Origin of the sequence: Methylobacterium symbioticum, assembly GCF_902141845.1 — a bacterium.
GTDB classification, from domain to species: domain Bacteria; phylum Pseudomonadota; class Alphaproteobacteria; order Rhizobiales; family Beijerinckiaceae; genus Methylobacterium; species Methylobacterium symbioticum.
The window spans coordinates 1-11,926 of record NZ_CABFPH010000135.1 but is presented as its reverse complement, the minus strand read 5'-3'; the positions used below and the strand labels follow the sequence as shown (position 1 = coordinate 11,926).

The window sequence follows — 11,926 nt, the reverse complement described above, 5'->3', positions numbered from 1 at the left end:
CGCCGCCCATCGTCTTCCTCCTCGTTCTCGCGTCTCGCGTCGGTTGAGTTCAGTGGTGGCCGGGCGCAGGCAACAAAAAAGGGCCCCGATCGGGACCCCCCCGTCCCTGCCGCCGGGCACCCTCGACCTCGGCAACGGGCTGAGTTTCCTCCTGAACTATACCGGCCAGGGGGCGATCAACCCTGTCGGCGGCATCCGCCAGGGCTCGGCCTGGGCGGGCCAGCTCTTCTTCGGCATCGACGGCGACCTGCAGCGGCTCGCCGGCATCGAGGGCGGTTCGTTCCACGTGGCGGTGACGAACCGCCACGGCCGCAGCCTCGCCCAGGACTCTATCGGCAACAACACCAGCGTGCAGGAGATCTACGGAGGCGGCCAGACCACCCGGCTGACGCTGCTCTCCTACCAGCAGAAGCTGTTTGACAACCGCCTCGACATCGAGGTCGGCCGGCTGGTGGCGAACATCAACTTCCTGAACTCGCCGATCTACTGCAACTTCCAGACGAACTCGGCCTGTGGCAACCCGACCTTCGTGTTCAAGACCTCCAACTTCACCTTCTGGCCGGTCTCGAGCTGGGGGGCGCATGCCAAGGCCTGGCTCACCGACACCGTCTTCGTCCATGCCGGCGCCTACGAGGTGAATCCGCTGCATCAGCAGCCCGGCGACAACGGCCTCGACTTCTCCCTGAAGGGTGCCACCGGCGCGATCGTGCCGTTCGAGCTCGGCTATTCCACGACCTTCGCCAACGATCCCCTGCCCCGCAACTACGGCATCGGCGGCTGGTACGACGCCTCCGACTACGCCGACCCGGTCCGCGACGTCACCGGCCGCGCGGCCGTGCTGACGGGCCTCAATCCCCTGACCCGCTTCGGGCGCTCCGGCGTCTATGCCCGCTTCGACCAGATGGTCTGGCGCCCCGACCCGACCGGGATTCAGGGCCTGACGATCTTCGGGGTCGCCATGGCCGGCACCTCGGGCCGGCTCGTCGAGGATTACTTCCTGGAGATCGGCGCGCTCCAGACCGGCACCTTCGCCGGGCGCCCCTACGACACGGTCGGCTTCGTCATCAACACGCAGAAGTTCAGCCCGCTGGCGCTGTCCAACATCGCGCTCGCCCAGGCCGCGATCGGGCTCAACCGCAGGGTCCCGACCCAGCAGGTGATGATGGAGCTGAACTACGGCATCCAGGTCACGCCCGCGATCCGGCTGACCCCGAATCTGCAATACATCGTCAACCCGGACCAGACCCGCTTCCCCTTCCGGCCGCGGAACATCCCGGACGCCTTCGTGGTCGGCGCCAAGCTCTCGGTCGATCTGTTCACGCTGGCCGGCCTCGCGAGCGGGCCCGGGAGCCGGTGAAGGCGGATCGGGGCGGCCGGCGAAACGCAGCCCCGCACGTCAAGGGCGACGTGCGCCCCTCTCCAGAGCGGGAGAGGGGCGCGCGCCCGCGTTGCGGCCCCGCGAAGCCCGGTGCTATAGCGCGGCGGATCTCTGAAATGACCGCCCGGCCGGGCGGATGAACGGGGCAGCATGTCGGTCGACGCACAGACAGTCCGGCGCATCGCGCATCTGGCGCGCATCGCCGTCTCCGAGGAGGACGTGGCGCCGCTGCAGGGCGAACTCAACGCCATCCTCGCCTTCGTGGAGCAGCTCGGCGCCGTCGATGTCTCGGGCGTCGAGCCGATGACCTCGGTCACGCCCATGCGCATGAAGAAGCGCGAGGACGTCGTCACCGAAGGCGGGCGCGCGACCGACATCGTGGCCAACGCCCCCGAGACCGAGGATCATTACTTCCTCGTCCCGAAGGTGGTCGAATAGGCCGGACAGACGCGCTGGAATCCTGCTGCACGCCCGGGCTGAACCGCCGGGCAGGGCCCGCCGCCGCGGCGGGCATGAGGACGGACACGTGAGCGAACTCAACGAACTCACCCTCGCCGAGGCGCGCGATGGGCTGAAGGCCAAGCGCTTCTCGGCCCGCGAGCTGACGCAGGTGCATATCGCCGCCGTCGAGAAGGCGCGCGCCCTCAACGCCTTCATCCTGGAGACGCCCGAGCGCGCGCTGGCCCAGGCCGAGGTCTCGGACCGGAAGATCGCCGCCGGCGAGGCGCGCCCCCTCGAGGGGCTGCCGCTCGGCATCAAGGATCTGTTCTGCACCCACGGCGTCACCACCACCGCGGGCTCGAAGATCCTCGAAGGCTTCGAGCCGCACTACGAATCGGCCGTCACCGCCAATCTCTGGCGCGACGGCGCGGTGATGCTGGGCAAGCTGAACCTCGACGAGTTCGCCATGGGCTCCTCGAACGAGACCAGCGCCTACGGCAACGTGGTCTCGCCCTGGCGCCGCACCGGCTCGGACGCGCAGATCGTGCCCGGCGGCTCGTCCGGCGGCTCGGCCGCGGCGGTGGCCGCCCATCTCTGCCTCGGCGCCACCGCGACCGATACCGGCGGCTCGATCCGCCAGCCCGCCGCCTTCACGGGCACGGTCGGCATCAAGCCGACCTACGGGCGCTGCTCGCGCTGGGGCACGGTGGCCTTCGCCTCCTCCCTCGACCAGGCGGGCCCGATCGCCCGCACGGTGCGCGACTGCGCGGTCCTGCTCGCCTCCATGGCCGGGCCGGATGCCCGCGACACCACCTGCGTGGACCTGCCCGTGCCCGATTTCGAGGCGGCGGTTTCCCGCGGCGTGAAGGGGCTCACCATCGGCATCCCGAAGGAGTACCGGGTCGACGGCATGCCGGCCGAGATCCAGAAGCTCTGGGACCAGGGCGCCGCCTGGCTGAAGGATGCGGGCGCGACGATCAAGGAGATCTCGCTGCCGAACACCCAGTACGCGCTGCCGGCCTACTACATCGTGGCTCCGGCCGAGGCCTCCTCCAACCTCGCCCGCTACGACGGCGTGCGCTACGGCCTGCGCGTGCCGGCGAACGACATCGTCGGCCTCTATGAGAACACCCGTGCGGCGGGCTTCGGCCGCGAGGTGAAGCGCCGCATCATGATCGGCACCTACGTGCTCTCGGCGGGCTATTACGACGCCTATTACGTGCGTGCCCAGAAGATCCGCACCCTGATCAAGCGCGACTTCGAGGCGGCCTATGCCGAGGGCGTCGATGCGATCCTCACGCCCGCCACCCCGTCGGCGGCGTTCGGCATCGGCGAGAAGGCCTCCGCGGATCCGGTCGAGATGTATCTCAACGACGTGTTCACGGTGACGGTGAACATGGCGGGCCTGCCCGGCATCGCCGTCCCGGCGGGGCTCGACAGCCAGGGCCTGCCGCTCGGCCTCCAGCTGATCGGACGGCCCTTCGACGAGGAGACCCTGTTCGCCGTCGCCCAGACCATCGAGGACGCGGCCGGGCGCACGGCGCTGCCGAAGCCCTGGTGGGCATGACCGTCCCCTATTACCCCTGGACCGTCTGGATCTGGGCCGGACTCGACCCGGTCCTGATCGGGCTCGCCCTCTATCTCGGCTGGACGGCGAGCCAGTTCGGCAAGGTCTTCATCGCGGCGATCATCGCCCTCGCCGTCTCGGTGCTGGTCTCCTGGGCGATCGGCGCGGTCGGCATGCCCTGGCCGGCCCCGGTGAGCCATGACGGGCCGACCTTCTTCCCGGTCCGCACCGTGGCGGCGCTCGTCTGGGCGATCCTCGGCTTCGGCGCCCGCCGCCTCGTCCGGCGCGGGGCCTGACGCGCGACGGAGCGCCGTGCCATCGCGGGTGCTCGCCCGGTCCGGCTCGGCCCGCCCCGCTTGACCGGCAGCGGTGGCCGCCCCTAACTGCCCGGCATGAGACGGGCCTTCGACAGCCCGCCCCACCTGCCACCTCATCCCGAGGTGCAAGGCCTCCGCGTGGCTCCGGCACCTCGGGATGAGGTGGCAGGTGGGATCGACCTCTGACCTGCGCCCCGGCCCGGACGACCATGAACGCACCCGTGAACCCGAAGAAACTGATCAAGGGCGGCCTGCACGACTGGGAGGTCGTGATCGGCATGGAGATCCACGCCCAGGTCACCAGCCGCTCGAAGCTGTTCTCCGGCGCCTCCACCGCCTTCGGCGCCGAGCCGAACGACAACGTCTCGCTGGTCGACGCGGCGATGCCCGGCATGCTGCCCGTCATCAACACGGAATGCGTGGCCCAGGCGGTCCGCACCGGCCTCGGGCTGAAGGCGAAGATCAACCTGCGCTCGGTCTTCGATCGCAAGAACTATTTCTACCCGGACCTGCCGCAGGGCTACCAGATCTCCCAGTACAAGGATCCGATCGTCGGCGAGGGCGAGGTGCTGGTCGATCTGCCTGACGGCGAGTCGATCACGGTCGGCATCGAGCGCCTGCACTTGGAGCAGGATGCGGGCAAGTCCCTGCACGACCAGGCGCCGAACCAGAGCTTCGTCGATCTCAACCGCTCCGGCGTCGCGCTGATGGAGATCGTCTCGCGGCCGGATCTGCGCTCGTCGGAGGAGGCCAAGGCCTATGTGACGAAGCTGCGCACCATCCTGCGCTATCTCGGCACCTGCGACGGCGACATGGAGAAGGGCAATCTCCGCGCCGACGTGAACGTCTCGGTGCGCAAGCCCGGCGACCCGCTCGGCACCCGCTGCGAGATCAAGAACGTCAACTCGATCCGCTTCATCGGCCAGGCCATCGAGACCGAGGCGCGCCGCCAGATCGCGATCATCGAGGATGGCGGCACGATCAGCCAGGAGACGCGCCTGTTCGATCCGGGCAAGGGCGAGACGCGCTCGATGCGCTCGAAGGAAGAGGCGCACGATTACCGCTACTTCCCCGACCCGGACCTGCTGCCGCTCGAATTCGACCAGGCCTATGTGGACGGGCTCGCGGCCGGTCTGCCGGAACTGCCGGACGCCAAGAAGGCGCGCTTCGTGGCCGATTTCGGCCTCAGCGCCTACGATGCCGGCGTGCTCGTCGCCGAGCGCGCCTCCGCCGATTTCTACGAGGCGGTGGCCAAGGGCCGGGACGGCAAGGTCGCCGCGAACTGGGTGATCAACGAGCTGTTCGGCCGCCTCAACAAGGAGGGCCTCGGCATCGATCAGAGCCCGGTCTCGGCCGATCAGCTCGGGAGCATCATCGACCTGATCGGCGAGGGCACGATCTCGGGTAAGATCGCCAAGGACCTGTTCGAGATCGTCTGGACCGAGGGCGGGGACCCGCGCGCCGTGGTCGAGATCCGCGGCATGAAGCAGGTGACCGACACGGGCGCCATCGAGACGGCGGTCGACGAGATCATCGCCAAGAACCCGGACAAGGTCGCCCAGGCCAAGGAGAAGCCGACCCTGCTCGGCTGGTTCGTGGGCCAGACCATGAAGGCCACCGGCGGCAAGGCGAACCCGGCTGCGGTCAACGCCCTGCTCAAGGCCAAGCTCGGCATCGAGTAGGGTCCGGGAGTCGAGAGGGGTTACCCCTCTCGCGGGTCAGGGCGGAGCCCCGGCGCCCCGCCAAAGGGACTGGGTCCCTTTGGGATCCCATGACCGGGATCAGTGCCGGAAGCTCTGGCCCTTCAGCTCCAGCATGAAGCCGCGCCCGCGCACGGTGGTGAGGACGGGGCCGCCGTGGCGGACGAAATCGGCCATCTTGGAGCGCAGGTAGCCGATATAGACGTCGACCACGTTCAGCGAGAGGCCGCCCTGGCTCGCCCAGAGCTTCTCGAAGATCTCGGCGCGCGAGACCGGGCGGTTGGCGCTCTCCATCAGCATGGCCAGCAGCTCCGCCTCGCGCGGCGTCAGCCGGGCCGAAGCCTCGCCGCAGGAGACCTGCCGCGTGTCGAGGTCGAGGGTCAGCTTGCCCGCGCTGAGGGTGGTGCGCGGCGCCTCGGCGCTCTCGCGGCGCATCAGATGGGTGCGCAGGCGCGCCACCAGTTCGTCGAACTCGAAGGGCTTCACGATGTAGTCGTCGGCCCCGAGTGCCAGCCCCTCGACGCGGTCGCGCACCTCGTCGCGCGCGGAGAGGAACAGGATCGGCCCGGGATAGCCGCCGGCCCGCAGGGAGCGGCAGACGTCGTGGCCGGAGCCGTCCGGCAGGGTGATGTCGAGCACCACCGCGTTGGGGATCTCGGTGCGCGCCGCGGAGAGCGCGTCATCGACATTGCCCGCGGTGCCCACCTCGAACCCCTCCGCTTCCAGGCCGCGGGCGAGCATGCCCCGGATGTCGCTATCGTCCTCGACGATCAGGATCCGCGTCATGCGGCATCGTCCTTCTGCTTGAGGGGGGCGGGGTCGAGATCGTCGGCCTGATCGAGCGCGGGCAGTTCGAGGCGGACCCGGGCGCCGCGCCCCTCCTCGCCCGTGCCCAGGGCGATCGTACCCGCATGCTGCTCCACCACCCAGCGGGCCAGAGCGAGTCCGATGCCGAAGCCGCTCTCGGCCGGGCGCTCGCCGCGGCGGAAGCGCTCGAACAGGGCGTCCTCTGCGGCGCCGAAGCCAGGACCGTCGTCGCTGACGGTGATCACGGCCGAGGCACCCGCCGCGCCGGTCCCGGGCTCCAGGGCGACGGTGACGCGGGTCAGGCCGGTGGCGTGGCGCAGGGCGTTGTCGATCAGGCTCTCCACCACCTGACGCAGCCATTCCGAATCGGCCATCAGCTCGATGTCGCGGGCGCCGGGATCGAAATCGACCGCGACGCGGCGGCGGGCGGCCTCGGACGCGCTGTTGTCGATGGCCTCGGCGAGCACCGAGGCAGCGCTGATGAGCCGGCGGTCGAACTCGATCTCGCCGGATTCCGAGCGGGCGATGCGCAGGAGGTCCTCAACCCGCAGCTTCAGGCGTTGCGCCCGCTTGCGGATGGTGGCGAAGGCCGGCCCCTGATCGATCCCGCGGCCCGCGCCGCGAGCAGCGATGTCGCACTCTCCCAGGATCACGGTGAGCGGCGTGCGCAATTCGTGGCTGACATCGGCGAAGAAGCGACGGCGGGAGCGGTCCACCGCCTCAAGCCGGGCATTGGCGGCGCGCAGATCCGCCGTGCGCCTCTGGATCGTCTGTTCCAGCTCCGCCCGGTCGGCGGCCACGCGCCGCTCGCGCCGGGCCAGCCGCGCGGCCATGCGGTTGAAGTTCGCCACCAGCAGGCCGAGCTCGTCGCGGGTCGCCACCGAGAGGCGGGTGTCGAGCTCGCCGCGGCCGACTGCGCCTGCCGCGCGCCGCACCGCCTCGATCCGCGCGAGGGTCGGGCGGGTCACGCTGCGGTAGAGCACGGTGACGAGGGCCAGCGCCGCGAGAACCGCCAGCGCCGAGGCGACGCGCAGGCGGTTCGAGAGGGCGCGGGCCTGCTCGGAGCCGAGCACCATGCTGCGCCGCTCCGCCTCGATCAGGAAGGAGAGCGGCTGGCCGGTCATGGCGCCGAAGCCGTTGAGCGCGCCCTTGATCGCGTTCTGGCGCTGCTCGGGCTCGGCGTTCCCCCGGGTGATCTGGGCCACCTGCCGGTCGAGGATCACCCGGGCCCCGCGCAGCTGCGCCATCGGGCGGGTGCGGGCGGCGTATTGCATCCGGTCGAGCGGGTCGTCGCTCTCCTGGATGCTCCGGGCCAGCGCCTCATCCACGGCGGACAGGGCCCGGTCGACATTGGTGCGGGCGATCGCCAGCGCCTCGGGCTGGGTGTCGGGACTGCCGACCGTCTCGATCGCGGCGAGGCCGAACTGCGTCATGCGGCCGGACAGTTCGGCGAGCAGCTCCAGCCGCCCCTGCGCCTCCAGGGTGCGGTCGATCGTGCGCTCGGCAGCCGCGATCGAGGCCAGCACGCCCGCCGCGGCCAGCACGACGAGCAGGGCTGCCGCGCCGAGCAGCAGCGCGAATCGAACCTTGAGCGAGCGCATCATCCCCGTCCGGCCCGCCTCGCGGGCGGTTGGGACCAAGCATGGCATCCGCCGCCCGGTGGGCCAAGGGGGCGGATGACGAGGGCGGATGACGAGGGCGGACCGAACGGACGCCCGAGGAGCGCGCCCCGACGGGGCGTTTCAGCCCGCGATCACCCGCCCCTCGAGGCTCAGCAGGCGGGCCAGAGCGCGCACGCGGCCCTGGAGGCGCTCGCTGTTGAGGTCCCGCAGCTCGGGGGGCAAGTGCAGCGTCACCCGGCCATCGATCACGGCGAGCGGTGCGGTGCCGAGCACGCCGCCCATCGCCGCCGAGAGCGGGAAGGCGACGCGCAGCAGGGCGCCGAGCAGACGCGCCCGCTCGAACAGGCGTGGGCCCGCCATCGCCCGCAGCACCGGGTTCGCCCGCTCCGGCGCCACGCCCACATGGCGGAAGGCCACGGCGAGGGCCAGATAAGCCCGGCCGGGATGGTCCACGCCGACGAAGGCCGCGTTCTGGATGAGCGCGATGCTCTGCTCGCCGCGATAATCCGGATGCGCCCGCCAGCCGAGGTCGGAGAGCAGGCAGGCGGCGTGGCGCAGGCGCCGCTCGTCCGCCGTCTCGGGGCCGTCGAGGCTCTCGATGAAGCGGTCGGTCCAGGCGCACAGCTCCTCGCCATGAGCGGGCGCGCGGGCGCGCAGGGCGTTGAGTTCGGCGGCCGAGGTCAGGAGCGGGTCGCCGGCGCGCTGGTCGCGGTCGAGCTGCTCGTAGAGCAGGCCCTCGCGCACGCCCGAGGCCGAGATCGCGATCTCGCGCGGCCGCCCGACCCGGATGATCTCCTCCAGCACCACGGCGCCGTAGGCGAGCAGCGGCCGGCGCGCCTCGGAGATCACATCGACATCCTGGAGCTGTGCCGCGTCCGACTGCTCGACCACCTGGAGGAAGCTCAGCTCGTCCGAGGGCTCCACCGTGTAGCCGTGCATCACGTGGAGCGGGTATTGCCGCGCGGCCATGTGCAGGCGGGCGAGCGCCCGCCAGGTTCCGCCGACCGCGTAGAAGGTGCGGCCCTTCAGGGTCTCGAGCTGGGGCGCGGCCTTGCGCATGTGCTCGCGCACGAGCTTGGCCGCCTTCTTGAGCGAGCCGCCCGACAGGTCCTGCAGGGCCAGGCCGCCCAGCGGCATCGTCACCCCCTGCCCCACCACCTGGCCGCGCACGTCCACGAGTTCCAGGGAGCCGCCGCCGAGATCGCCCACCACGCCGTCGGGCGCGTGGAAGCCGGAGATGACGCCGAGGGCCGACAGCTCCGCCTCGCGCCGGCCCGAGAGCAGCTCGATCCCGGTGCCGCAGGCGGCCTCGGCCGCCTCCAGGAAGGCGGGGCCGTTCTCGGCGTCGCGGGCGGCGGCCGTGGCGAGCACGTGGAGGCGCGTGACACCCATGGTGCGGCAGAGGATACGGAAGCGGGTCAGCGCGCTGAGCGCCCGGCGCACCGCCTCGTCGTTGAGGCGGCCCGTCGTCAGCACGTTGCGGCCGAGGCCGCACAGCATCTTCTCGTTGTAGATCGGGGTGGGCGCGCGGGTGAGGGCGTCGTAGGCGACGAGCCGCACCGAGTTCGAGCCGATATCGATGATCGCGACCGGGTCCAGCCGGTCGCCCGCGGGCCCGGTGGTGGCGGGAAGAAGACCCAACTCTGCCGTTCCTTGGTTAGCGCGCCGTGCCCCGGAGGGCGCGGCCCGGCCCATAGCTAGAGCCAAAACGGACCGCCTGGAACCGGTCGCCCCGAAGGGAGGCCCGTTTTTCCAGGGGTCATGGCAGGTTCTTCGTCCCAGGTTGGGAAGAAGGTTACCCTCTCTGCGCCCGGCGGCTCAGCGCCCGCGGGCTCGACTTCTTCGAGGCCTTGCCGCGGCCCGACAGGCTCGGATTCGTCATGAAGTACTTGTGGGCGTTGAAGGGTTCCTCGCCCTCGGCCGGCTGGATCCGCTCGCTCGCGCCCGAGGCCAGCACCCGCCAGCTCTGGCGGTTGTCGAGGAGGTTGGCCAGCATGATCTGATCGAGCACCTGCTGGTGCACGGTGGCGTTGGTGATCGGCAGGAGCGCCTCGACGCGGCGGTCGAGGTTGCGGCTCATCAGGTCGGCCGAGGAGATGTAGACCGTGGCCTTCGGATGGGGCAGCCCGACGCCGTTGCCGAAGGCGTAGATGCGCCCGTGCTCTAGGAAGCGGCCGACGATCGACTTGACCCGGATGGTCTCCGACAAGCCCGGGATGCCCGGCCGCAGGCAGCAGATGCCGCGCACCACGCAGTCGATCTGCACGCCCGCTTCCGAGGCGTCGTAGAGCGCGTCGATGATCTGTCCGTCCACCAGCGAGTTGCACTTGATCCAGATCGCCGCCGGGCGCCCGGCCCTGGCATGCGCGATCTCCGCCTCGATATGCTCGAGGAGCCGCGGCTTCAGGGTCAGCGGCGAGACCGACATGCATTCGAGCTCAGCGGGTTCCGCGTAGCCGGTGATGAAGTTGAAGATCCGGCTGACGTCGCGGGCGATCGCCGGGTCGGCGGTGAAGAAGGACAGGTCGGTGTAGATCCGCGCCGTGATCGGGTGATAGTTGCCCGTGCCGATATGGCAGTAGGTGACGAGGCGCTCGCCCTCACGGCGCACCACCATCGACAGCTTGGCGTGGGTCTTCAGCTCGACGAAGCCGAAGACCACCTGGGCGCCGGCCTTCTCGAGGTTGCGCGCCCAGCGGATATTGGCCTCCTCGTCGAAGCGGGCCTTCAGCTCAACCAGGGCGGTGACCGACTTGCCGAGCTCGGCCGCCTCGGCCAGCGCGGCCACGATCGGCGAGTTCGAGGAGGTGCGGTAGAGCGTCTGCTTGATCGCGACCACGTTCGGGTCGCGGGCGGCCTGGGCCAGGAACTGCACCACCGAGTCGAAGGACTCGTAGGGGTGGTGGACGCAGAAATCCTTCTGCCGGATCGCCGCGAAGACGTCGCCGCCCGATTCGCGGATGCGCTCGGGGAAGCGCGGGTTGTAGGGCTTGAACTTCAGGTCCGGCCGGTCGATCCCGACGATCTGCGACAGCTCGTTCAGCGCGAGCATGCCCTCGACCAGGAAGATCGCGTCCGGGTTGATCTCCAGCTCGTCGGCGACGAAGGCGCGCAGATCCTCCGGCATGCCGGCCTCGACCTCAAGGCGGATGACGACGCCGCGGCGGCGCTGCTTCAGGGCGGTCTCGAAGTGGAGGACGAGATCCTCGGCCTCCTCCTCGATCTCGAGATCGGAATCGCGCACCACCCGGAAGGCGCCCTGCCCGCGCACGTGGTAGCCGGGGAAGAGGCGCCCCGTGAACATCACGATCACCTGCTCGATCGCGATGAAGCGCGCGGCCGGATCGCCCTCGACGGCGGGCAGCCGCACGAAGCGGTCGAGCACGCCGGGCATGCGGATCAGCGCGCGGAGCGTCCGCCCGTCCTTGGGGCGCACCAGCATCAGGGCGATGGTGGTGCCGAGATTCGGGATGAACGGGAAGGGGTGCGCCGGGTCGATGGCGAGCGGCGTCAGCACCGGCAGGACGTGGTTGAGGAAGTATTCCTCCAGGAAGCCCTTGTGCTCCGGCTTCAGCTCGCCGGGCTCGACGAGGGCGATGTCGGCGGTGAGGAGTTCCGCGCGCAGTTCGCGCCAGCGGGTCTGCTGGTCCTCGGCGAGGCGCGAGACCTCGGCCGAGATGCGGGCGAGCTGCTCGGAGGGAGTCAGCCCGTCCTGAGAGGGCAGCGTCAGCCCGGCCCGGACCTGATCGTGCAGGCCGGCGACGCGGACCATGAAGAACTCGTCGAGGTTGTTCGCCGAGATCGAGAGGAAGCGCAGCTGCTCCAGGAGCGGGTGGTTGGTGTTGGAGGCCTCCTCCAGCACCCGGCGGTTGAACTGCAGCCAGGACAGCTCGCGGTTCACGAAGCGCTCGGGCGAGTGGCGCAGGGAGCGTCCGGCCTCGACCACCGGCTCGCGGGCCGGCCGGTCGGCCGGCGCGGCGGGGGACTCGGGCAGGTCAGAGGCGACCGGCCACTCGTCGCCGCGATCAACGGACGGAGCCGGCTCGCGCGACGGTGCAGGCCGGGGCTCGTCATCGACGTCGCCCTCCACCTGA

The 11,926-nt window shown here is 70.5% G+C and carries 9 protein-coding genes; 5 read left to right on the top strand and 4 right to left on the bottom strand.

Going from position 1 to position 11,926, the window contains the following annotated elements:
* The first annotated feature begins 55 nt into the window (after nucleotides 1–55).
* The 5 genes from MET9862_RS26050 to gatB all read left to right on the top strand — a co-directional run bounded on the left by MET9862_RS26050 (nucleotide 56) and on the right by gatB (nucleotide 5,385).
* Nucleotides 56–1,357: a carbohydrate porin gene (locus tag MET9862_RS26050; RefSeq protein ID WP_244612915.1), complete on the top strand. Its 1,302-nt coding sequence runs from the start codon at nucleotides 56–58 to the stop codon at nucleotides 1,355–1,357.
* A gap of 171 nt (nucleotides 1,358–1,528) precedes the next feature.
* Entirely contained in the window at nucleotides 1,529–1,816 is a 288-nt protein-coding gene (gene gatC, locus MET9862_RS26045) for an Asp-tRNA(Asn)/Glu-tRNA(Gln) amidotransferase subunit GatC (protein ID WP_142585869.1), read from the top strand.
* A gap of 88 nt (nucleotides 1,817–1,904) precedes the next feature.
* Nucleotides 1,905–3,386 (top strand): Asp-tRNA(Asn)/Glu-tRNA(Gln) amidotransferase subunit GatA, encoded by a 1,482-nt coding sequence (gatA, locus tag MET9862_RS26040; protein ID WP_142585868.1) that lies wholly within the window; start codon nucleotides 1,905–1,907, stop codon nucleotides 3,384–3,386.
* Nucleotides 3,383–3,682, top strand: a complete 300-nt coding sequence (locus MET9862_RS26035; protein ID WP_142585871.1) for a hypothetical protein — start codon at nucleotides 3,383–3,385, stop codon at nucleotides 3,680–3,682. Before gatA ends, MET9862_RS26035 begins: the two co-directional genes overlap by 4 nt.
* 230 nt (nucleotides 3,683–3,912) lie before the next feature.
* Nucleotides 3,913–5,385 carry an Asp-tRNA(Asn)/Glu-tRNA(Gln) amidotransferase subunit GatB gene (gene gatB, locus MET9862_RS26030; RefSeq protein ID WP_142585867.1) on the top strand — a complete coding sequence of 491 codons (1,473 nt, stop codon included), beginning with the start codon at nucleotides 3,913–3,915 and terminating at the stop codon, nucleotides 5,383–5,385.
* 99 nt (nucleotides 5,386–5,484) lie between these two features.
* Here the strand turns inward: gatB and MET9862_RS26025 are convergent, their stop codons facing one another.
* The 4 genes from MET9862_RS26025 to MET9862_RS26010 form a co-directional block, all read right to left on the bottom strand.
* Nucleotides 5,485–6,189: a response regulator transcription factor gene (locus MET9862_RS26025; protein ID WP_142585866.1), complete on the bottom strand. Its 705-nt coding sequence runs from the start codon at nucleotides 6,187–6,189 to the stop codon at nucleotides 5,485–5,487.
* A complete protein-coding gene (locus tag MET9862_RS26020; RefSeq protein WP_142585870.1) occupies nucleotides 6,186–7,811 on the bottom strand; it encodes a sensor histidine kinase in 1,626 nt (541 codons plus the stop codon). Before MET9862_RS26020 ends, MET9862_RS26025 begins: the two co-directional genes overlap by 4 nt.
* 141 nt (nucleotides 7,812–7,952) lie before the next feature.
* Entirely contained in the window at nucleotides 7,953–9,527 is a 1,575-nt protein-coding gene (gene ppx / locus MET9862_RS26015) for an exopolyphosphatase (protein WP_142585865.1), read from the bottom strand.
* A gap of 100 nt (nucleotides 9,528–9,627) precedes the next feature.
* Nucleotides 9,628–11,826: an RNA degradosome polyphosphate kinase gene (locus tag MET9862_RS26010; protein WP_244612916.1), complete on the bottom strand. Its 2,199-nt coding sequence runs from the start codon at nucleotides 11,824–11,826 to the stop codon at nucleotides 9,628–9,630.
* Between the last annotated feature and the right edge of the window lie 100 nt (nucleotides 11,827–11,926).